This window comes from Streptomyces sp. NPDC042346, from assembly GCF_055581845.1.
In genome coordinates this window covers 106664-127963 of the sequence record NZ_JBVJEH010000016.1, presented here as the reverse complement: position 1 = coordinate 127963, position 21300 = coordinate 106664, and the positions used below count along the sequence as shown (strand labels likewise).

Here is a 21300-nt window from a genome sequence, read left to right as displayed (position 1 = left end):
TGAGCGGTGGCGTACGGCTTCACGGCCAGGTCCTCGTCGACGTCCTCGCGCATGGGATCAGGAGCCTCACAGATCGTCGAAGCTTGGCTGGCTCCATGGTTGGTCTGGGAGCGGCTGCTGTGCTCCAAGGAGCCGGGTGATCTTTTCAGCCTCATCATCGGTGAGATCGGAAAGTAGGCGTGTTGTTGTTCCCAGGAGCGCGTCCAGCGGTACCTGGGTGCGTGCGCCGCGGGCGCTTGCAACTCTGTAGCCGAACAGGCATTGGAGGATGGCGCCGGAGGCGAGGCGCGCGTCGGCTTCGATGACGCCCTCGGCCTGCCCGAGTGCGTCGCTGATGCCGTCGAGGCGGGCGTCGTGGGAGATGTCGTCGCCGGGTCCGCCGTATCCGATGTGGCGGTCTGTTACGACCATACGCAGGGCTGTCAGCGGGATGCCGAAGCGGTCGGCTCGGCTGCGCACCTCGTCGAGGCGGGGCAGGGGGGCTTCCTCCCCTTGTGGGAGTTGCCGGCGGGACTGGGCGACCTGGATCTGGAAGCGGGGAGTCTGCAGGATCAGCTGCCCGGCTTTCACTGCCCAGCGCCAGGGGCCGGTGGTCGCATCGGCCATACCGGGAACGATCATGCAGACGCGGCTGTTCCACAGCTGGATCGCCTGGCGCATGAGGTGCTGAAGGTTGCCGGTGTCGGTGGTGGGGGTGCGGAGCAGTACGGGGAGGCTGATCATCTTGACGACGCGGTTCCAGAAGGCGGCGTCGGTGATTTCCTCGGATTCCAGAAGATAGGTCAGTGCTGTCTCGTCGAGGTTGCCCATTCCCCTGCGGGAGGAAGGGAAGGTGGAGAGTGCGGAGCCTCCGCCTTGCCAGAGCGCGGCGAGAAAGGCGGACATCTGGTCCGCGACGTCGGTGGTCATCTGCGCGGTGAGGGCGTCGACGGCGTCGCGGGTGGGGAGGCGCTCTCCGGCGCGGGCGGCTTCGGCTCCGCGGACGAGGGTGTTCAGGAGTTCTTCGGTCGCCGCTCCGTCGAGGGCACCGCGGCCGCCTTCGAGGACGGACCGGGAGACCAGGTGAGGGATGCCGGGTGAGCTGTCGGGGGGCTGCAGGGTGCCAAGCGCGGAGGTGTCGAGAAGGAGGGTGGTGTTGCTGTCGGGCAGTGAGGGGAGCTCTCCTCGCCGTGGGGTGAAGGGCAACTGGCCCAGAGTCAGGAGCACCGGCCGGTCCGTGCTGGGCAGGCGGTGCAGGTCGTCTTCGAGTTCGCGCTGGTCGGCTGTGGTGCGCAGGTAGATGAACCGGCGTGGTGTGCGAGGTCTTCCGGGCCAGTCCAGAACCATGTCGGGGACATGGGTGTGGTTGAAGAACTCGGTCTGGGTGACTTTGGCGCGGGGGTCCATGCGGGTCAGGTGCCGGGCGACGACGTCCTTGACCCGGGTGAACATCATCCGGTCGTCGGGCTCGTCCATGGCCTGGGCGATCGACTGTTCGACGATGTTCACCACGAGCCCTCTCTGCGGGTGAGTTCAGCGGCCACAATGGCTGCCCAGTCCTTGAGAGGCAGAAGGGTCTCCTGCTTCTCCGAGAGCACGATCAGCCACAGGCGAGCGGCGACCGACCGGGCGAGTTCGGGGTCCAGAAGTTTCCTGGCCTCATCAAGGTCATCGGTCCCGAACACTCGGCTGCGCTGCTGCAGGACGGCTGCCTCCACTTGGTCGGCGGAGCTGAGCGTCGACCAGGAGTTCGCCCGAAACGGTGACCAGGTGATCCACATGAAGTGATCGCTCAGGTGATGCTGGATCTGGGCGGCGACGTAGCACTTGGCGAGGAACTCATCGAAGTGCGTCCCCTGGTCGCCCGGCTGCGAGTAGTTCTTGACCTCCGCGCAGAACATGTCGCTCTGATACGGCTCGCCGCGCATCGTTCCCCCCAGATCAAAGGAGAACGTCCGCCCGCCATATGGCCACGGGATCGTCAGCCGGCGGCCACAGGACGGCGAGTCCGTGTTCGCGTACGCCCCGAAGATGCGCATCGTGCCCTCGAGCCACTGCTTGGCTCTGCGGGCACCCGAGAAGCCCTTCAGCTGGGCATCTTCACCAACCACCACGTACGTAGCTTAGTGCGACCGACTGATCACGAATAGCCCGAACAGGCCAATCTTCAGACCGGCATACCAAGCCACTGAAGCCCACAAGGAGTGCAGCCTCGCCAGGAAGAGGAGGCGCAGAAGGCACTTCAGAACCGCACAGAAGCAGTCGGCATCAAACTCTCCGCGCACCCAGTCCGCCGCCACCTTTTGCGCAGCCAGCCGAGGCAACACCGCAGACGGCAAGATCACTTTCGGTTTGACTCAAGTAACGCACTGTCAGTGGGGCGCTCTACATTGGTCGGTCGCGCGGGAGAGCGCGTTGTCGATCGGGGAGGGGTGTCGGTTTTGCCGTTCATCAAGGGGTATCTCAGGCGGGACGGAACGTCGGTGCGGTCTCATTGGCGGGCGCCGGAAGGGACGAGTAAGCAGACCGCGCTGGCCATCGGAATCGTGGCGGCCGTGTTCGTGTTCGGGGGCTCGTCGGGCACTTCTGCCGACGGTGGAACGGGGACGGAGCGGTTACCTGCACCACGGCCCACCTCGGGGGTGGCCTATCCGATCAAATTCCCCGCCTGGGACAGGCCGGCACCTTCTCCGGCACCGACGGTCTCCTATCCGATCCGGTGGCCCGGGTGGGACAAGCCCGCTCCCCGCCCCCAGCCGACGGTCTCCTACCCGATCAAGTGGGAGCGCGACGGGAGCGGGAGGTGAGTCGGCGTCGGCCCGTGCGGCGCCGTACGAACAGACGGCGCTCGCGCAAGGCCTCGGGCAACGAGCAGCTGGTCCTGGTGGTCGTTGGTCTGGCGGTGGCGTGGATGTTGCTCATGGGCGCGGTGCGTTTCGTGGGCGCCCATCCGTGGGTACCGGTCGTCGTGGTGCTGCTTGTGGGCGGGGCCGTGGCGGGCTGGATGGTCCAGCGGCAGCGTGCGGCACGGTGGGAACGAGTCAGGTCCCAGGGGCTGCGTTATGCGCTGGCGCAGCTGGACGCTTTGCATCACCGGCAGTTCGAGCACGCGGTGCGGGACCTGATGCGGCGAGATGGGTGCGCGGATGCGGTGCAGGTCGGTGGCGCCGGAGACAACGGCGCGGACGTGAAGGCCACCGATCCCTACGGGCGGCGCTGGGTGATCCAGTGCAAGCACCGCAAGGCAGGCCTGGCCGGCTCCCCGGTGGGCACCCCGGATCTGCAGGTGCTCAACGGCACCGGCCGACCAGTCCACAAGGGCGACGTCATCGTCCTGGTCACCAACGGCAGGTTCTCCAAACCGGCACTCGAGTTCGCCCGCTCCCAGCACCTGCACCTGGTCGACCGCACCGTCCTCGCCCAATGGGCCAGCGGCTCCAGGCCTCTGTGGGAACTGTTACGGGCCATCCCTTCACCCCGCCGGCCCGGCCCCTTGTCCTGACGCCCCGCCCTGTGCCACAACCCCAAGCCCCGGGCAGGCGACGCCGGAGGCGGTACCGGTAGGACTACGGCCCTTTGATCCGTAAGTGGTCAAGGGGCCGCAACCGTGCGAAGCAGGGTGGGCAAAAAGGGTGTCCGCCTTCGCTGCCAGCGCACCTGGGCTGTCACGCGGGGTGCTGTCACGCCGGGGCCGGAGGCGAGGGTTCGGGCTATCGCCGCGGGTCAGCCCACGTGACAGGCAGGACGCGTGACAGACGGCGCGACAGGATCGTCTCAGGCCACGACCAGGGCAACGGTAGCGACGCGTGGACACGGCAGGCGTGGCGGGCGGTGGGGCGTCGGGCGTCGATGGTGGCGGTCTGCTCGTTGGAGAACGATCCCGTGCTCAAGCGACCTGGGAGTACGGGCCACCACCAACCCGATCCAGCTCGCCCTGTGGGCCGGGTCAGGGCCCGTCATCTTCGCCACCTATGCCTCACTGGTCGACCGGGACGACCCGCAGGACCGACGGGTCAGCGGAAGGTACACGGCCACGCGTCACTTTGCCGAGGTCAGCGGGTCAGATGCCGAACTCCGCCGCTGACAGGCCAAGCGCAGCGCACGCCTCGCGGATGATCTGCTCCTCGGCAGGCTCGATGAATCCGTCCGCACCCGCGACCACGATGCCGGTCTGGATGACAGCCCGTGCCTCGGTGGGCTTCTTCGCCACCTTGACAACCTCCTGAAGCACCGCCGCCTTGCCCATGACGAAGCCGGCCGAAAGCTGGTCGACGTGCTTGTTGAAACGCTGGCGGAGCTGGTCGGCGGGGAAGTTCTGAAGGACGTCGTTGGTGAGGATGAGCGACTCGACGTGCTGACGCTCGGCCGGATCGACCCGTCCGTCAGCGGCGGCCACCAACGCGCACATGGCCATGCTGGCGTCCCGGAAAGCGCCGCTCTTCAGCTCCGTCTTCAGCGACGTCAGCTGCGACTTCAGCGCGCTCACGAGCTCGGCCCTGGAACTGCCCCCTGACCGTGCGCCGGACGGCCCATGGCCGCCGGTGCCGCCGCGCACCCCTTGGGCCTGTTGCAGACCTCTGGTCGCCTGGTCCTTGATCCGATCCCACATCGCCACTCATGCCACCTCAGCTTCTGCCACGTCGTCCCTCGTTGGACGCGCATCATCGTGCTAACGCCTTCCCCGCACTGTGAAGTTCCACCACCATGACTGACACGACGCACCTGGCTGTCTACATCGCTGTCGAGCCCGACAGCGGGTCCCGCGGACCGCACCATCGTGGGCTGACCGATTGAGCCCCGCGTGGCACCTCCGAGGGCCTGATCCACCCCGCGATAACCAGCCTCAAGACCCGCCGCCTCACCGGCGAGAGCACCATCACCTGGCGTGACCCACAGGCTGCCACCAAACAACCTGTCTCAGGATGAAACGCCGGACGAAAACGACCTATCAGGTCACAGCAAGATCACTTTCTTCGCCTTGTGCGCGAGCGTTCTGCAAGCTGTCCCGATGCGCATGAAGCCCATCACCGTCACCGCCGTCGCTCTCCTCGCTCTCACCGCATGCGGTACCGCAGACAACCCGCCGGCCACACCCTCGGACAAGAAGGGCGCCGAGGCTTCCACCGCGACACCGGCCACGCTCAGCCCTGACGCCAAGGCCAGCATCCGCGCCGCCGCCGGCCTCCCCGACGATCCCGACGCGAAGGCCCGCCAGGCGTATCTCGACGCGCTCAACGCCATCGACCCGCGCATCATCAAGCCCGGCAAGGAAGACCAGGCCGTCAGCCGCGGAATCAACCAGTGCGGCAGCATCAAGAACGTCAAGGACGAGGCGAAGCTCGCACAGACTGCGTTGGAGCGATTCACCGTCGGCACCCGACTCCCCGACATCGCCAACCCCACCACCGGCAAAGCGATCAACAAGGCCGTCCACACGCACCTCTGCCCAAGGTTCTGACCCGAACTCGGACCGGCCCACCAGTCGGCTGACACAAAAACAGCTACAGCTCGTACAGGACGCGGCAGCTGCACGGCGGTCTAAGCGGCGAGCGCACTACGGACGACGAAATGGGCCGGAGGCCGCTGGGCCGCCGGCAGCCTCGCAGTGGCTCCGAGAGGAGGTTCGGCTGGTCATCACGTGCGGCGCGGTTTGATGCCGACCTTGTGGCGAGCACGGCTTACCAGGCCCTATCAGCAGAGTCGTTCACCTGGGAAAACAAGCAGTCGGCCTATCAGCCCCGGCCCCACCACGGACCCCTTGGTCAGCCCACTCACCATGGAACAGCGACACCCCGCCCGAAAAACCCGGACAGGGTGGCTCCCTCCCCGCCCGGGGAGTAGTAGAAGCGGCAGCTGATGCCGGGCCCGGGTGTGCTGGGCTCGTCGGCGCGCGGGGTGTACGGTGCGCGGCCGCCGGAGCCACCGGGAGAGCGTGGCGGTCGGGGGCGGCGCCGTCGACTTTCGCGGTCCGCCATCCATGGGTGTCCGGCAAGAGGGGACGAGCAGTTGCTGAACGGCTGCGTTACGGACTCGAGCACGACAACCCCAACCTCGGCCCCGCTCCCCTCCCGAGCGCGTCCATCGGTGCACCTATCAGTCTGGAGGGAGCCTGGACGGAGGCGATTCGCACGGAGCACTGCCAGTGTGGCCGAATCGCCTACCAGGTCGCCGGCGACCTGATCGATCCCCACCCTGTGCTCATGCCACCATGAGACGCGGGACAGCGGCGGGACCGCCGTACTCTGGGTCGGCTTCGAACATGGACTCCCTGGTCTGGGCCGGGCCCTGGTGACGAGCCACAGGAGCACGCACCTCTCCCACCCGCCGGCAGGCGTTCTTTGACCAGTGCGGCATCTCGTCTCCGTGACCGACGCAGAGAACCTGTTCGCCATGACCGGTTTCAGCCTCACTGATCTCCGAGGTATCGCGCCCCGTCGGCCATTCGTTCCGCGATGGAACAGAACCCTGGGCGAACTTCACCCTCGCCCCGGACTCGGAACATGTGGCACGCGGCCCAGCCATGCCCGCCCGACCTGAACGTGAAGACCTGCTCGGCGCTACATCCGGATGGCAGCACGTGGGGGCGCGTACGCGGGGAGCGTGCCCCCTGTCTTTCTCGCCAACTTCGTTCCACTGGGCAGGGTGCTGCGAACAGGGGTTTCTTCGGCTTCCGTCTGGTGCCTGGGCGGTGCGGACTCGGCCTGGGCGGCGATCGGTTCTCTGTGGCCACCTGGCCATTCACCCTATGTCCGGCCCCTGAGAGGAGGTCGTTGGCGGGGGTGGCCGGTTTGGAGTGATCGCGGCGTGGTTCTCCTGAATCAGTGTCGGTGGCCGCTGCTACATCCATGTCAGGAGGGTTCGCGCGGTGCGGCTCTCATTTCGGGAGGGGACAGTTCATGACGCCTGAGGGCTATCACCGGGTGCGCGGTCACATCCGCCGGAATCCGACCCGTCGGTCTGCGAAGAAGATGAGTCCGTGGATGATCGGCGGTATCGCCGCCGTGGTGGTGCTGTGGGCGCAGTTCTTCGGATTCGAGACAGCACCGGCGCAGTCTCCCGCGCCTGGGGTGACGGCGACGCCGTCGGCGGGCCGCTGATGGGGCGGCGGTCAGCGCTCCGTCGGCCACGCGGCGCGGTCGAGTGCGGGGCGGCGGCGCTGGTCGCCGCAGCGGTGGCTTCCTTGGTGGTGCGGTTGCTCGTTTGGGTGGGCGAGGCGCTGGTGCGGTGGTGGCCCTTCGTTGCGGTGCTCGCCCTTCTGGGCCTGGTGGTCGGCGTCTGGCGGGCTGTGGCAGGCGCGCGTGAGAGGGCGGCGCGAGCACGGCGTTTGTCGGTCCTGCGGTTCAGCCTGGCGGAGCTCGATGCGATGGATGACCGGCAGTTCGAGTTCGCGTTGCGGGACTTGCTGGTCCGGGACGGTTGGTCGGCCCGGCAAGTCGGGCAGCAGGGCGATCAGGCCGCCGACGTCATCGCCGGCCACCCCGCGTACGGGCGTCTCGTCGTCCAAGCCAAGCACACCAAGGTCGGCGCGAAGGTCGGCTCCCAGGTGATGTACCAGGTGAAGGGGACAGCAGGTCCCGCACACCGGGCGAATGCGGCGGCGGTCGTGACGAACGGCGGCTTTACCCGTGACGCCAGGGAGTGGGGAGAGCGGCATGCCGTGGGCTGGATGGACCGTGAACGGCTGTGCTCATGGGCCGAGCGGGGCGTTCCGCTCCACCAGATCCTGCAGCTTCCTGCCCTTAACCGCTGACGGTTCCCTGCCGCTCGCCGATCCCAGTTCGCCGCGCCGTACGAACAGACAGCTCCCGAGGAGAGGACGGACGGTGTTCGATGAAGACGGCTCCCTCGACCCGTTTCTGAAGTTCCTGCTGTACGCCGTACTGGTCCTAGCCGCCGGAAAGATGCTCTGAGAGTGGTTGACCGGAACCGTCATCAGATGGATCACCGTGGACCTGTGGGGCGCGGTCGCCGCACACCCTTGGTGGACTGCGCTCATCGTGATCGGCTTCCTCGCCGCCCTGTTCCTCCTCGCTCGACTCGCCGACGCCGGCCTCGACGTTCTCACCACACCTGCCGCCGCGGATGTGGATGTGGCATCGGTCGAACCGGAGCCGGCCATTCTCACCTACCGGATGAAGCAGCTCGAGGCCATGAGCCCGACCGGCTTCGAGCACGCCTGCGCCGAACTCCTCGCCCGGGACGGCTTCCTCCACGCCCGGCGAGTCGGCGGATCAGGCGACCTCGGCGCCGACGTCATCGCCACCGACACTGATGGCCTCACCATCGTGGTCCAGTGCAAGCAGCTCAACAGGCCCGTGAACTCACCGGCCGTGCAACAGTTCAACGGCACCGCCCGCCCGGAGCACGGTGCCGATCACGCCATCATCATCGGCCTCAACGGCTTCACACAGCCCGCCCTCGACTTCGCCTCCCGCCACCGCCTGGTCACCGTCGGCCGCGAGGACCTGAAGAGATGGGCACACGGCACCCACCTCTACGACGTCATCCGCGCCCGCACCACCCTGTAGGCGGGCGCAGGCAGCAAACGACCGGCCCGCCGCCACGTCGTCAACCCGACTCGTACTCCAGGAGCGGTGCGATCCGATCCTCGCGGCGGGCGAGGGCACGCCGGCTCAGATGGCGACGGAGAGCAGGTCCACCAGGCCATGTGGATACATTCCAGCGGCTGGAGGTCCGGCTGGCTCAGTACTCGATGTCGAGGTAGTCGATGTCGGTGAGTCTGACTTCGGAGAGTCCTGCGGCGCGGGCGCCGTTGTCCTGGAAGTAGGCCTCTTTGAATCCTTCGGCCATGATCGCGCGCTTTTGCTGGTCGCTGAGGCCTTGGTCCTGGGCGTCGAAGAGGCGCTGGGCATAGGTGGCGGGGAGGCTGATGGTGAGGCGGCGGAGGCGGCCGTCGTCGGTGGTGCCGATGGGGGCGGTGTAGCCGAAGCGGGCGCGGGTGGAGACCTTGATGCCGGTGGCGGCGGCGTGCTTGCGCCGGCGGCGGCGGACGCCTGGCTGCCAGCGGGTCTTCACGGCCGCCTCGATCTGGGCGGCGATGTTCTTGGGCGGGTTTTTCCGGGCGCCGCGGCGGTAGCGGTTGACGGAGTCGGCGGTGACGCCGATCTCTGCGGCGACGGCTTTGGCGGTGCCGAGCTGACGGATCAGGTAGTTGATCCTGGCCTGGAGGGTCTTGGGGGGCTCTTTTGTGAAGTGTTCCTGTTCGGCGCGCTTGAGGGCGTCGTCGATCTCTCCGGTCATCTGGTTGAGCTCCCGTCGGAGGGCGGAATGGGGGCGGGGGTTTTCGGGCCCGGGGGTTGGTGAGCGGTGTCCTGGTCGCGCGTCTTGTCCGGGTCGCCGGTGCCGGTGCCGGTGCCGGTGCCGGTGGGGCAAGGTGCGGTGGGTGCTTGGGGAGAGGCTGAGGGGGGCGGGCGGGGCCCTTTGCCGGCCGGGTCGGTGTTCGGGGTGGGCCGGTGCCGTGGTGGCTGGGGGGTTATTCGCCTTCGTCCATGACTGCGTCGTGGCCGTCGCCCTTGATGTGGCGGGCGGGGTTGTAGCCCTGCTCCATCAGGTCGACCGCCCATGTCATCGGCTGTGCGCCTTCCAGCTTCGCCCGGCCCGGCGTAGAGCCGAGGCGGAAAGCGCCGGGGATCGGCTTGCCCGACTCGGCGTAGGGGAGGAAGTGGAGCGGGCTGGCGCTCGCGGCGGGGTAGACGACGCAGTCGGAGAGGACCGCGAGCGGGTACATGCCGGTGAGCTTGGCCATGTTGGCGAGCTTGCGGTGCATGTTGACGCGGGTCTTGGAGATGATCGCGTTGCGGATCCAGGGGGCCCAGGTGGGTCGTTTCATGGCCGGCCACTCCTCGCCGTCCCTGTAGCCCGCGCCCTGGGGCCCCTCGAAGAGCTTGCCGATGCCGCCCTTCACCGTTGCCTTGATCGCGGTGAGGACGGCGGCCATCGCCGGGTCGACCTGCTTGTGGACCTCCATCGCCGCGAGGAATTCCGGATCGGTGAGGTCGGGTGTGACGCCAAGGTCGGCCAGGGTCTCGGCGTAGGCGGTCTTGAGCCGGTCGTGCCAGGGGTCGAGGTAGGAGCCGGTCTCGCGGCGCAGGTATGCCTCCAGGATGTCGACGTTGTAGCCGAGTTCCTGGGCGTAGGCGACGGTGTGTGTCTGGTACCAAGCCGGGCCTGTGGGGCGCTGGCCGGTCGGTGTGAACGGCGACGGCAGGCGGGAGTCCAGTTCGATGTCGGAGAGGTCGACGAGCCAGGAGCCGGTGACCTTGGGGTAGAACTTCGGGCGCACGAAGTGGTCGGGTTCGCAGAGGCCGACCATCAGGCGGGCGGTGGAGGCGAGGAAGGCGGTGTTGAGGTCGAGGCCGACCGCGTACGGCAGCGCTGCCTCCTCACCGGTGAGCAGGTCGATGTCGCGGACCCACTGGTAGGCCTCTTCGTTGACGAAGCCGCCTGTCCAGCCGGTGCTGACGACGGCCGGGTGTTCGGGGCGGGCTTCCGGGGGTGCCGGTGGCAGCGGGTCGGTGCCGAGGCTTCCGGCGTGGTGGCCGCGGGTCCAGTTACCGGTCTCCTCGTCGCGCACCGGGCGGGTCGGGGGGCGTAGTGCGGTCATCAGCTCCAGGCCGGAGACGGCTGTGGAGCCGCGGGGGGTGATGACACGCTGTGCGTAGATGCCGAGGACGCGGGCGATGTCGGCCGGGTCCATCTCCGCCTCACTGACGCCCGGCCAGGAGCGGGAGTCCAGGGCGTCCCAGGGCAGGATTGCGAGCTGGACGCACTGGCGGTCGCGTCCCTGGGCTTTGCGGTAGATCCGGGCCCAGGGGCCGAAGCCGCGTTGGGTGAGCTGCCACTTGGCCTTCGTTACCTGCTTGACGACCGGATGGTCCTCGGGCAGGCGCAGACCGCGGCGGTCTTCCAAGCGCTCGGGCAGACCGAACTTGGCAGCTGCGGCCGCGGTCAGGACGATGAGGGGGTCGGAGTCCATCCCATAGCGGTGGAGCTTGGCGGCGCCGAGACCGGACTCCCCCAGTGTCCACTCGACCAGCTCCACGATCGTGGCCGCCGGACAGTCCAGCACGATCCCGCCGATGCCGTACGCGGTGCCGTCGTCGTCCAGGACGGCGAGCGGTCCGCTTGGGAAGCGGGGGTCAAACACGGCCGGGGCCGCCTTCTCCCCCACCGGCAGCCGCGATGGCGCGAGGCGCCTGGTGGAACGCCCGGACTCGATCGGATGCTCCGGTGCGCTCGCCGCGGCGGGAGCCGGTTGCCGTGTAACAGCCTCCGCTTGCGAGGCAGGAGGGGCGGGTCTGGTGAACGCGGCCGGTACCTGCGGCTGTGACGCTGGGGCGGGGGCCGGCGCTGCGGCTGGTGTGCCGTGCGTGGGGTGCTTTGCCGCCCAGCCGCTCAGAATCCGCTGGTACGCCTCCAGACGCGGCGAGCGCGGCTCACTCCTGCCGTTCTCCCAGTTCTTGATCGTCTGCGTCGTGGTCTTCAGCGCGACAGCGAGCCGGGCCTGCGTGATACCGGCGGCCTCACGCAGACGGGCACGCTCTGCCGGGGACGGAAGCTGCGGAACCTCCGCCAGCAACTCGTCAGCGGCGGCGAGCAGTTCTTCCTCACTAAGGCCCATGCCACAGACACTAGCAGCATTTAACCCCTTCTTTAACCTGCACCTTTAACCCTATCGGATGACTCTCGAGGAGAGTCCCATCCCAAACGATCCGGTCTGCGAGCCGAGCTGTGACCTGCAGCGACCAGATCAGTCGAGACGCCTGGCTGCCGGAAATCTCAGGTGATCTGGCCCCGGCGCCACGGATCGCGGCCGCTGGCTCAGTTGATCGGGTCCACCGGCCAGACGGCTGGCCCTGAAGCCGTCCAGGCGGAGCAGAGCTACAGCACGGCGACGCATGAGCTCAGATCGGCGGCCAGGAAGACCAGGTGGGTGCCTTCAGCGGTATTGACTCGTCCCAAGGCGACCGGGGCATCTCCCGCACGCCGAAGATCCGGCAACCCCTGCTCGAAGTCCTTGCAGGTAGAGATGCCGCCCTGCGCCATGCATTCAGCCCGCCACGCGTAGACGTCGAGGTACTGACGAGCCGGCTGCAGCGATTCTGCCCACACCTTGAAGGCTGCCCCGGCCCGCAAGGCCAGCGCAGCCCCATGGGCGGCATCGGTTGCATGCCGTTCGAGGGCGGCAGCCAGGTCTTCGCGGTCCACGATGTGCAGTATGGCGCCCGGAGAGTGCCGGCAGCGTGCCCGTCCAGCGCCCCATGCCGTCAGGTCTCGCTGAGACAAGCACTCGTCCGTCAGCCTGCTCGACCTTCATTGGGTGAGATGCGACGGGCCAGGTCCGCTGAGACGACGAGTGAACCGGACCAGATCATGTGAGACGGAGACCAGACCGGCTGAGATGGAACAAGGGGTGAGGGAACCAGCCCGGAGCAACACCGCAGTACGTCGAAGCTCTGGTGACACGCTGGCCCGATCTGAGCCCCGAAGACGACGAAGATGCCAGCCCCTGGCCGACCGCCCGCTGATTAACAACTCCAGCGGCCCGCTGCTCTACTTCGGCATGGTCTTCAACAGGCGCCAGGATGGCGCATCGTTTGCGGCTGATCTCGCCCGGACTCTCGGTCTCGTCCACTTCGATCCGCAGGACGGGCACCTGATCGCCTGATCGACATCATTCGTCACGGTTGAGTCAGGCGAGGCGCAGCGATGCCGGCGGCCCCGGTCAATCTCTCCCCTCCTTCCTGGAGAAACCCCCGGTGACAACCACACGGGGAGCGGGAGTGAACCTTTGACGCTGAGGGTGTACCGCGCGGCTGCGTCGGCAGGCGCGCGGTACACCCCAGGTGTTACAGGTCGGCGCCGGTCAGAGGGCGCAGGGTGGATCCGTTGCGGTGTTTCCTCACGTTGAGCTGGCTGGGGATGCGGCGGCTGAGTTCGGGGACGTGGCTGACGATCCCGACGGTGCGGTTGCCTGCTCGGAGCTGGTCGAGGACGTCCATGACGTCTTGGAGGTTCTGTTCGTCGAGGGTGCCGAAACCTTCGTCGATGAAGAGGGTTCCCAGGGGGCGGCCGCTGGCTTCCTGTGTGACGACGTCGGCCAGGCCGAGGGCGAGTGCGAGGGAGGCGGTGAAGGTCTCGCCTCCGGACAGGGTGGAGGTCTCGCGTTCGGTGCCGGTCCAGGTGTCGAGGACCCGCAGGCCGAGCCCTGCCTTCAGACGGCCGCGGCGACCGGTTTCCTTTTCGTCGCTGTGGACGAGGAGGTAGCGCTCCGAGGTCATGTTCTGCAGACGGGTGTTGGCGGCGGCGGCGATCTCCTCAAGGCGCGCGGCCAGGACGTATGCCTCGAGTTCCATGCTGAGGGTGTTGGCGGAGGAGTTGGCCGAGGCGATGGAGGCCAGGCGGTCGGCGAGGCGATGGCTCTGCTGGAGGGGTTCGAGGCCGGCGAGGCGGCTCTCGATGTCGGCGGCCAGTGCGGTCAGTGCGGTCACGCGCTCTGCGGCCTGCCGGGTGGCACCTGCGGTGTCCTTGAGGCGGGCTTCGGCCTGCTGGAGGGCATCGGCTGTGGCCGCGGGGTCGGCGGAGGGCTGGAGGCTTGCCTCGGCCAGGCCGGGGTCGGTGAGGATGCTGGTGACGATGGCGTCCGCCTTGCCCCACCGTTCAAGGTCGTCGGCCCACTGCTGGAGCAGGGCGGGGGTTCGAAATGCGGCGGCTGCGTCGACGCGGGTGGTGAAGCCGGCGCTGTGGGCCGCCTGGTCCGCTGCGGTGAGCGCGTCGTGGTGGGCGGTTTCGGCGGCTGCGGTGGTCTGCGCAGTGGCGATCGCGTGATCGAGGTGCGCGGTCGTGCGGGTGAGGTCGGTCAGGCATGCGGAGAGGCTGGGGTGGCCGGCGCGGGCGTCGTCGAGGGTGCGGGCGAGGTCTGCCTGTTGCTGAGCCAGTGTCCGACTGCGGGCCTGGCACTCGGTCAGCAGGTCTCTTGCTTCCCGGTGCAGTCGGGTGCGGGTGTCGTGTTCGGTGCGCAGGCGTGCGAGTTCGTCTTGTGCGGCAGGGAGGTCGGCGGCGGTGTCGCACGCTTCCTTGTGAGCGGTGCGGGCGTTTTGCAGGGTGGTGGCGAGTTCGGCGGCGGGGGTGGTGCCGGCGGAGCCGATGGCCATGGCGTGCTGTTCGGCCAGTTCCGCGTGCTCGTGGTCGGCTTCTGTGAGGGCTTGTTCGGTCTGCTCGTGCAGGGTTCGGGCTTTGTTCTCGTCCTCTCGGGTGGGCTGGTCGGCCCGGGGGCGGGCGGGGGCTGGGTGTTCCGGGGAGCCGCAGACGGTGCAGGGCGTTCCGGGGCTGAGTTGGGTGGCGAGTTCTCCGGCCATGCCGTCGAGGCGGCGTTCTCGCAGGTCGAGCCATTCCTGCTTTGCCTGGAGTGCTTCTGTGGCGCGGGTCGTCTTTTCATCCGCGGCGGCTGTCAGACGTGTGGCCAGGCTGTCGCGCAGGAGGGCGGCCTCGTGGCGGGTGGTGGCGTCGATGGCGGTCTGCTCGAGGTGGGCGATGCTGTCCGCGGCCCTGTTCATGGCGTCGACGGCGCTGGTGTGCCGGTTCTCTTCTGCGGGCCATGCGGCGAGCCACTTCTCGGCCTCGTCGAGGTCTGCGTGTGCCTGCTGTTCCTTGGTGGCGAGGTCTTCGAGCTGGATGCCGAGCTGGGTGTGGAGCTGTTCGTCGGGAATCAGGCCTTCGATTCGGCCTCGTTCGGCATGCTGGCGCTCGAGATGCGCGCCCAGGTGGTGCAGGTCTTCCTGCTGGTGCTCCGGGGCGAGCAGGGTTCGGGCCTGCTGTTCGTCGGTGCGGGCTTTCTCCAGTGCGGCAGCGGCGCGGTCCAGTACGTCGAGCAGGGGTCGGACCGTCTGGGCGCTTCGTCCGCGGTCGAGTTCTTCCCGTAGGGGGGTATGGCCGGCGGCTTGTTCGTCGAGTGCGGTACGGCGGGTGTGGGCATCGAGGTGCCTGGTCTGTCGTTCGGCGAGGTCGGTCGCCATTTCGTGGTTGCTCTTGGCCTCGTCGTGTTCGTCGTCGCTGCGCGCGGCGTCGGCCTGCGCGGTGGCGTGGGCTTTGTGGGAGAGGGCGAGGAGCTGCTGGGTCCAGGTGAGGACCGCGGCGGGGTCGTCGGGGGCGGGGCGGGCGGGAGTCTCACCGTCCTGCGGGTGGAGGGTGCGTGTCTCCTGGTCGATCCGTTCGCCCAGCTGCCCGATTTCGGTGAGGGCCTGGTCGAGGTGCTTCCGTGTGTCTTTGCTTCGGTTGGTCAGCCAGGTCTGCAGTTCCTGGAAGCGGCCGGTGCCGAAGAGGCGGCGTAGCAGGCCGGCTCGGTCCTTGGCGTCGGAGCGGAGGAACTTGGCGAAGTCGCCCTGGGGCAGGAGGACGACTTGGCAGAACTGTTCCTTGTTCAGGCCCAGAGCTGCTTCGATCTCTCTGGCCGCGTCCTGGTGGTTCGCGCAAACTGGGTCCCACTGGTCGTGGCCGTCGGCGGTTTTGGTGTGCTGGTGGAGCTGGACGGTGGCCTCGTCGGTGGCGAAGCCGCTCTTGGCGCGGGTGCTGGGGCGCTCCTGCTTGGGGGTCCGGGTGATCTTCAGGCGGCGGCCGGCGGAGCTGAAGTCTAGGGTGACGGCGGTACGGGTGGCTGTGGGGGCGTGGTCGCTGCGCAGGCGGTGGGTGGGGCGGATCCCGGGGACGGTGCCGTAGAGGGCGAAGCAGACGGCGTCGAGGACGCTGGTCTTGCCGGCTCCGGTGTCGCCACGCAGGAGGAACAGGCCGTTGCCGGTCAGGGCGTCGAAGTCGACGGTCTCGGTGCGGGCGAAGGGCCCGAAGGCCTGGACGGTGAGGTGGTGCAGGTGCATCAGTGGGCCTCTCGTACCGCGGCCTGGATACGGACGCTTTCCAGTCCTTCGCGCAGCTGGTCCTGCTCTTGGGCGGTGGCGGGAATGTTGGTCACGTGCTCGACGAAGCCGAGGGTGATGTCGTGGTCGCTGCGGTCGTTGACACGGGTGCCGTAGGACTCGTCGCTGGTGTGGTGCTCGGCGGTGAAGCTGAGCCTCAGGGTGTGGGGAAAGCGTTCCTTGAGGCGTTCCATGGCCATGTGCGGGCGGTCGGGGTCGGTGAGGGTGATGTGGAGCCAGGAGCTTTCCTGCGCGGTGTGCTCGGGATCGGTGAGCAGGGTGTCCAGGGTTCCGGTGAGCCGGGCAAGGGCTCGAGGCGCGGGGCAGGGAATCCGCTGCGCGGTCAGGCGGGCCTGTGCGTCCAGGTCGATGAGCCACATCGCCTTGGGGTGGTCGGCCTCGGAGAAGGAGTAGGCCAGCGGTGATCCGCTGTAGCGGACGCGGTCGGTGATCTTCTGGCAGCGGTGCAGGTGTCCCAGGGCGACGTAGTCGACGCCGTCGAACACCGAGGCGCTGACCGAGGGCACGCCGCCGGCGGTGATGTCGCGTTCGCTGTCACTGGGTTCAGCGCCGGTGACGAAGGCGTGGGCGAGGACGACCGACCGGCTCCCGGGTCGGGTGGCGAGGTCGGCGCGTACCTGGTCCATCGCCGCGCCGAGGACGGCCTGGTGGCTGGGCTTGTCTGCGTCGAAATAGGGCTGGACCAGGCCGGGTTCGAGGTAGGGAAGGCCGTAGAACGCCACCGGGCCGTGCTCGTCTTGCAGGACTGCCGGGCGGGCGCAGTCGTCCACTGCGGTGCGAAAGTGGATTCCGGCGCGTTCGATCAGGCGGGCGTTGACCCCGAGTCGACGCGGGGAGTCGTGGTTGCCGCTGATCATCACCAGCGGCACGTGCATGTCGGCGAGTTCTTCCAGGACCTGGTCGAACAGGCCGATCGCATCGAGCGGCGGGATGGCCCGGTCGAACACGTCGCCCGCCACTGCCACGACATCGACGTGATGTTCCCGGACGGTGTCCACAAGGAACCGCAGGAACTCGTGCTGCTCGTCGATGAGCGGCACACGGTGAAGTTGGCGGCCCAGGTGCCAGTCGGATGTGTGCAGAATCCTCATGCGCACACACCGTAACCACAAAGGCCAACATTGCAGGCGGATTTGATGATGAATGATCCTTTGGAGTGACCTCCCGGCGGCGACTCACGAAGGTCTGAGCCGCCGCCGGGAAGAGAAGGACACAAGAAGAGAAGGGGAGTGAATCGGTCCGACGCAACCCGCGCGAGCGGTCCCTGCCCGCTGCCGACGTGGACCCTCTCCCCCGCAGGGCCGGTGCCACCAACCCCCGCTTTTTTAGCCGGCGGTCCGGGGGCGTGCCGTCTCCCTGCGAGTCAGGGCCGGTCGGTCTCTGGTGCGTGCGCGCAAAGGGGTGCCGGGCCTCGTAGCAGAGTCCTTGGGACCCCCAGCAACACGACGGTCAGACGTATCGGATGCCCCGGTCAGGCGGGGCGGGGGCGTCGCCTAGAGCAGCGGCAGGGTGTCAGCCGCCGGGATGGAGGAGGTGCGAGGGCCGGGAACTGTGAGGGCCGGGTGGCCGAGCAGCAGGGTGAGCGTCCGTGTCGGAGGCGGGAAGCCACCGGTCAGGCTGGTGAGAAAGTCGGCTGCCTTGATCCGGCGGGTGGGCGCGGTCGTGGCGTCTTCCAGCACGCCGCTGGCAGCGAGCTTCCCCGCCACCTCTGCGATGCGTTCCTCCACGTCACGCCAGGCGGCCGCGGCGTCAGCCTCGACCCGGCCGGCGGCCACCGTGACGACCCGGCTCAACAGGTAGCTGACGGGGGGAACGTCGCTGTCGGGGAACGTGTCCGTGGCCACGGCCCGGCGAGCCGCCTGATTCCTGGCCGCGCGGAAGGCGGGCAGCGTCGCGAGCACGGCGGCCATCCGCTCGGCTTCCGCCTGGGTGTCGACCTGCTCCGTCGCGTGCACCTGCTCTTGACGGTCTCGCCGTGCCTGCTGCAGCAGCAAGGTGAAGTCGTCCCACTGATCATCGAGCTCCTCCCACCAGGAGGCAGCGGCGCCCCAGAAGTGCGCGACCGAATCGGCGACGAAACACAGCCGGACAGCCGCGAGCTGCCCGTGCCGGAGCCGGGCCGCAGCCCTCAGCACCGCCAGCTGCTTACGCTCGGCCGCATCCAGTTCTTCCTCCGGGTCAGGCAGGTCCCCGTCGTCGACGGCCGCGGCGGCGACAGGCAGCACGGCGAACTCGTCGGCATCGAAGCACTCGATGTCCTGGTACAGCACCCGGATGCCCAGCGTGAGAGCGGTACGGAGGAAGTCCTCCAGCGCCATGCAGTCCGCACCGAGGAGAACAACCCGGTCCTCAGCTTCCGGGAGTACCGGGACGAGACAGACACCATGCTCCTGCGCCCAACCGCTCACGGTCTCAGGTGCGTCCTGCACAGGGCCAGCGGCCTGCTTGCTCATCGTTCCTCTTCCCTCAAAGACGCCGCCCATCGCAGCGCGTGAGCCGGAACCTAGGAGGCACCACTGGCAGTCAGCCCCGCGCCAGGCGGGGCGCCGCGAGGGATACGACCGCCCCAAGTGAAAGACATTCGCCCTGGTCAGCAGCTTGCAGGGCAGCACTTCATACGGCTGACGCCGCAGACAAAGACCACCCAAGCGTCAACCAGAGCCGACGTCGGACCACCTGAAAGAATTGGCGATGCGATCCGCTGTTGACACGGACTCCCCCGGACTCAGCTCTGCAGGTAAGTGCCCTCCACTTGCCCGGAAGCAGACGACCGCGGTCTCACACGCCTGACACACGCCTTCGGCGCCTCCGGCTCGACCTGGTCAACAACCCATGCATCAGCGGAACTTCGTCGGCCGCCTACTCCCACGCCCGCCGGCAGCGGGCTTCGGACAGCGGCGACCTCCACTCCACCGGGTCCCGGTCGGCCGCCCTGCTCGACTGCGCAGCGACCACGACCAGGAAGAGCGAGTGCCCTGGTCGTTCGCGCAGGCCTCCCGCCGCTCGACATCCCAGGAGCATCGCGCCCGCCACGATTGAGACCGGAGACAGGACAGAGGCTCACGTGCGACGAGGCGCCTATATTCGGCCAACTTCGAGCGAGACAGAGTGGGATACAGCGAGACACCATGAGACTCGCTCGGACACCGGCGGACACCCACGGACAACCACGGACAGCGGAAGGCAGTGGCCGAAGCATGCGGGCACGAGGACGGCTGCTGTTTCGTCGGGCCCCGCATGCGCCACACTCCCCCGTATGCCGAGCTTTCAGAGAAGGAAGGCGATCGGTGACGCCCACGAGCAGCGCGTCACCGAAGAACTCAACCGACGCGGATGGCATGTCAGCCCCTGGGGGCAGGGAGTCATGGGCGAGCCCGTACGGCTCGCTCTGCACCACACCACCAGCTCGCTGCGCTGGACGCCCGACCTCATCGCCGCACAGGGACGGCGGGTCGTCCTGATCGACTGCAAGAGCCGCATGACCAGCCAGACAAGCCGGCGGCACGCCGTGGAACGTGCCGCGGTCACCGCCCACCTCCAGCTCGTCGCCTGGACCGAGATTCCCCTCTACTACGTCTTCGACAACCTCGACCTCCTCACCCCACACGACGCCCTCGGCCTCGGACAGGAAGGCCCACGGACCACCGCCGGCTCCGGCACGCCCTACCTCCTCGTCCCCGCCACCCGTGCCTCGACGTTCGACCGTGTCTTCGGTGCCCCAGACGGGCTCATGGCCGCCTGAACTCGACTGCGCGCGCTCTCGGATATCCGATCGATCGACGACCGGAACGCGCTGAGCATCGACTCCCTGCCGGTGGGACTTTCACGTTCAGATGTTCATCGGGGCGCCGAAACAGTGTGGGCAGCAGCCGGCGGGCGGTCGCCGCTCAGGTTCCGCGCCGGGATCCAGTGGTGCGGGCGATGAATCCCGCACGGCCCTCCCCAACGGGATGCTGCCATGCCCCGCCCGCGCTGCGCTCGGCGGCAAGACAGCACAGCTCGAGATGGCCGAGACTCAGGAAGTAGCGGTCTGCCATAGAGACCTTCCCTGGCTGGACTTGTCGTGCGCTCATCCATTCCATCAACATGCCGGCCGAGTTCCGGGCCATCGAGGGGCGGAAAAGGTCTGCTTCAGGCTCCAGGCCCCCGGTCGCTCGGTGCCACATCTGGTCGACGGCTGTCCGTACCTCTTCCCTGAGGCTGCAAAGCTCTTCCCGGCTCGCCTCCAGAAGCAAATCGAAACGCTCTTCGGGTGAGGTCTCCGCATAGCGGGCCATCTGCGACGAGTGAGAGATGGCCGCGTACTCCCATACGGCAAAAACGTCATCGTCGTCCTGGGCACAGTCAAAGGCCAGCGCTGCTGATAGGTCAGCCATGAACTCGTGATCTTCCTCGGGCAAGCGCAACCTGTTCAGTCCCACGAGGACGCCGAGAAGCCGGTCGTCGACGTCTCGCTGCGGAGCACCTGCGAGGTCCGGAAGGCGGCGCAGGTTGATCCTCATCTGGCGCACCGCCCGTCCGCCTTTGGCCAGCTCGGTCCGGGCCTCGGCTTCCGCTGCCTCGTACTCCTTGCCGAGCACTGACTCCCATCCTTCAGGAACCCGTGCCGCGGCCTGGGCGATCACGTTTTCGTGGCGGAGGCGGCTGTTGAAGTACGTGCGTGCGATGGCGAGTTTGAGTGCCGTTTCGGGGACGTCGGCGCCGTCGAAGAACGCCAGCAGTGCCAGGTCATCGCTCCGCCGTCCCGGAACTCTGTGCCGGGCGAGTGCACAGACGAGGTCACTTGTCCCGTCCGGGTACACCGACGCGGTACCGTGCCGGCCGCGGTAGACACGTGTCGGTTGCGGCAGCAGGCCGCGCCGACGCCATCGCTCAAGCTGACTCGCGCTGACCGCATAGCCCTGCGCGCGGGCATGCCGGATCAACTCCTGATCGGCCTTGCTGGGTTCACTTCGAGGCATGTACAAGACGCTACGGAGGACACGATGACAGCGTTCGCACCTACCGCGCGGGGGTCCAACCAAAGCGTGTTGCCGAAGGTTGTGTTTGGGCAGGTCAGGGTCGGGGTCGTGGCGGGCTGGTCATGCCGCGAGGGCGAGGTTGGGCATGTGAGCGACGGCCTGGGCCGCGTGGTGGAGGCCGGTCCTGCGCTGGCGGCAGTCTCGGAGGATCTTGCAGTGCTTCCGAGCCCGCCCACCCGATTACCACGCTCCTGAGCCGAACTCCCCCCCCCCTCAGCCTCGGAGTCCCGAGGCGACCGGTGGAGTGTGCGGTCAGCAGCTCGGTCGGCGCAGTGAGTGTGGTGGTGTAGGCGTCTTATGGGAGGGAGCCACACCCGTCCCTGGTCATCAGACTGCTCACGACGGCCGAA

At 68.0% G+C, this 21300-nt stretch carries 16 protein-coding genes and 2 pseudogenes; 7 read left to right on the top strand and 11 right to left on the bottom strand.

Going from position 1 to position 21300, the window contains the following annotated elements; translation table 11 throughout:
- Positions 1-66: 66 nt before the first annotated feature.
- Positions 67-1491 carry a hypothetical protein gene (locus ACZ6K0_RS42000; protein ID WP_469578719.1) on the bottom strand — a complete coding sequence of 475 codons (1425 nt, stop codon included), beginning with the start codon at positions 1489-1491 and terminating at the stop codon, positions 67-69.
- Positions 1485-2093, bottom strand: a complete 609-nt coding sequence (locus ACZ6K0_RS41995) for a hypothetical protein (RefSeq protein WP_469235948.1) — start codon at positions 2091-2093, stop codon at positions 1485-1487. The genes ACZ6K0_RS42000 and ACZ6K0_RS41995 overlap by 7 nt, the downstream gene beginning before the upstream one ends.
- A gap of 707 nt (positions 2094-2800) precedes the next feature.
- Here ACZ6K0_RS41995 and ACZ6K0_RS41990 point away from each other — a divergent pair.
- Together ACZ6K0_RS41990 and ACZ6K0_RS41985 are read left to right on the top strand one after the other, a co-directional pair.
- Positions 2801-3481, top strand: a complete 681-nt coding sequence (locus tag ACZ6K0_RS41990; RefSeq protein WP_469235947.1) for a restriction endonuclease — start codon at positions 2801-2803, stop codon at positions 3479-3481.
- A gap of 308 nt (positions 3482-3789) precedes the next feature.
- Positions 3790-4041: pseudogene (locus ACZ6K0_RS41985) on the top strand (hypothetical protein); the annotation flags it as partial.
- Here ACZ6K0_RS41985 and ACZ6K0_RS41980 read toward each other — a convergent pair.
- Positions 4040-4594, bottom strand: coding sequence for a tellurite resistance TerB family protein (locus ACZ6K0_RS41980; protein ID WP_469235945.1), 555 nt, complete (start codon positions 4592-4594; stop codon positions 4040-4042). The pseudogene ACZ6K0_RS41985 and the gene ACZ6K0_RS41980 overlap by 2 nt on opposite strands.
- A gap of 270 nt (positions 4595-4864) precedes the next feature.
- On the opposite strand from ACZ6K0_RS41980, the gene ACZ6K0_RS41975 reads away from it, so the two are divergent.
- The 4 genes from ACZ6K0_RS41975 (at position 4865) to ACZ6K0_RS41960 (ending at position 8507) form a co-directional block, all read left to right on the top strand.
- Positions 4865-5437, top strand: coding sequence for a hypothetical protein (locus ACZ6K0_RS41975; protein ID WP_469235943.1), 573 nt, complete (start codon positions 4865-4867; stop codon positions 5435-5437).
- Between the two features lie 1438 nt (positions 5438-6875).
- Positions 6876-7076: a hypothetical protein gene (locus tag ACZ6K0_RS41970; protein ID WP_469235941.1), complete on the top strand. Its 201-nt coding sequence runs from the start codon at positions 6876-6878 to the stop codon at positions 7074-7076.
- A complete protein-coding gene (locus ACZ6K0_RS41965; protein WP_469235973.1) occupies positions 7076-7729 on the top strand; it encodes a restriction endonuclease in 654 nt (217 codons plus the stop codon). The genes ACZ6K0_RS41970 and ACZ6K0_RS41965 overlap by 1 nt, the downstream gene beginning before the upstream one ends.
- A gap of 166 nt (positions 7730-7895) precedes the next feature.
- Positions 7896-8507, top strand: coding sequence for a restriction endonuclease (locus tag ACZ6K0_RS41960; protein ID WP_469235939.1), 612 nt, complete (start codon positions 7896-7898; stop codon positions 8505-8507).
- Positions 8508-8682: 175 nt separating this feature from the next.
- Here the strand turns inward: ACZ6K0_RS41960 and tpg are convergent, their stop codons facing one another.
- The 6 genes from tpg to ACZ6K0_RS41930 all read right to left on the bottom strand — a co-directional run bounded on the left by tpg (position 8683) and on the right by ACZ6K0_RS41930 (position 18382).
- The gene (gene tpg / locus ACZ6K0_RS41955) at positions 8683-9240 is read right to left on the bottom strand and encodes a telomere-protecting terminal protein Tpg (protein ID WP_469235937.1); all 558 of its coding nucleotides are present in this window, start codon (positions 9238-9240) and stop codon (positions 8683-8685) included.
- A gap of 232 nt (positions 9241-9472) precedes the next feature.
- Positions 9473-11620 carry a telomere-associated protein Tap gene (gene tap, locus ACZ6K0_RS41950; protein ID WP_469235934.1) on the bottom strand — a complete coding sequence of 716 codons (2148 nt, stop codon included), beginning with the start codon at positions 11618-11620 and terminating at the stop codon, positions 9473-9475.
- A 260-nt stretch (positions 11621-11880) separates the two neighbouring features.
- Positions 11881-12207: a hypothetical protein gene (locus ACZ6K0_RS41945; protein WP_469235932.1), complete on the bottom strand. Its 327-nt coding sequence runs from the start codon at positions 12205-12207 to the stop codon at positions 11881-11883.
- 641 nt (positions 12208-12848) lie between these two features.
- Complete coding sequence (locus tag ACZ6K0_RS41940) at positions 12849-15869, bottom strand: AAA family ATPase (RefSeq protein ID WP_469235930.1); 3021 nt, start codon at positions 15867-15869, stop codon at positions 12849-12851.
- Positions 15869-17020 carry an exonuclease SbcCD subunit D gene (locus tag ACZ6K0_RS41935; protein ID WP_469235928.1) on the bottom strand — a complete coding sequence of 384 codons (1152 nt, stop codon included), beginning with the start codon at positions 17018-17020 and terminating at the stop codon, positions 15869-15871. The genes ACZ6K0_RS41940 and ACZ6K0_RS41935 overlap by 1 nt, the downstream gene beginning before the upstream one ends.
- A gap of 402 nt (positions 17021-17422) precedes the next feature.
- Positions 17423-18382, bottom strand: coding sequence for a hypothetical protein (locus tag ACZ6K0_RS41930; protein WP_469235926.1), 960 nt, complete (start codon positions 18380-18382; stop codon positions 17423-17425).
- A gap of 803 nt (positions 18383-19185) precedes the next feature.
- On the opposite strand from ACZ6K0_RS41930, the gene ACZ6K0_RS41925 reads away from it, so the two are divergent.
- Positions 19186-19671 carry a PDDEXK family nuclease gene (locus ACZ6K0_RS41925; protein WP_469235924.1) on the top strand — a complete coding sequence of 162 codons (486 nt, stop codon included), beginning with the start codon at positions 19186-19188 and terminating at the stop codon, positions 19669-19671.
- A 145-nt stretch (positions 19672-19816) separates the two neighbouring features.
- On the opposite strand, the gene ACZ6K0_RS41920 is transcribed toward ACZ6K0_RS41925, so the two are convergent.
- Positions 19817-20890: a hypothetical protein gene (locus ACZ6K0_RS41920; RefSeq protein ID WP_469235922.1), complete on the bottom strand. Its 1074-nt coding sequence runs from the start codon at positions 20888-20890 to the stop codon at positions 19817-19819.
- Positions 20891-21010: 120 nt separating this feature from the next.
- Positions 21011-21112: pseudogene (locus ACZ6K0_RS41915) on the bottom strand (IS5/IS1182 family transposase); the annotation flags it as partial.
- Positions 21113-21300 lie beyond the last annotated feature (188 nt).

What these genes read in the sequence shown, in the direction of transcription:
- ACZ6K0_RS41970 (WP_469235941.1), top strand. Translation starts at nt 6,876, where the DNA reads ATGACGCCTGAGGGCTATCACCGGGTGCGCGGTCACATCCGCCGGAAT.
- ACZ6K0_RS41965 (WP_469235973.1), top strand. Translation starts at nt 7,076, where the DNA reads ATGGGGCGGCGGTCAGCGCTCCGTCGGCCACGCGGCGCGGTCGAGTGC.
- tpg (WP_469235937.1), bottom strand. Translation starts at nt 9,240, where the DNA reads ATGACCGGAGAGATCGACGACGCCCTCAAGCGCGCCGAACAGGAACAC.
- tap (WP_469235934.1), bottom strand. Translation starts at nt 11,620, where the DNA reads ATGGGCCTTAGTGAGGAAGAACTGCTCGCCGCCGCTGACGAGTTGCTG.
- ACZ6K0_RS41940 (WP_469235930.1), bottom strand. Translation starts at nt 15,869, where the DNA reads ATGCACCTGCACCACCTCACCGTCCAGGCCTTCGGGCCCTTCGCCCGC.
- ACZ6K0_RS41935 (WP_469235928.1), bottom strand. Translation starts at nt 17,020, where the DNA reads ATGAGGATTCTGCACACATCCGACTGGCACCTGGGCCGCCAACTTCAC.
- ACZ6K0_RS41930 (WP_469235926.1), bottom strand. Translation starts at nt 18,382, where the DNA reads ATGAGCAAGCAGGCCGCTGGCCCTGTGCAGGACGCACCTGAGACCGTG.
- ACZ6K0_RS41925 (WP_469235924.1), top strand. Translation starts at nt 19,186, where the DNA reads ATGCCGAGCTTTCAGAGAAGGAAGGCGATCGGTGACGCCCACGAGCAG.
- ACZ6K0_RS41920 (WP_469235922.1), bottom strand. Translation starts at nt 20,890, where the DNA reads ATGCCTCGAAGTGAACCCAGCAAGGCCGATCAGGAGTTGATCCGGCAT.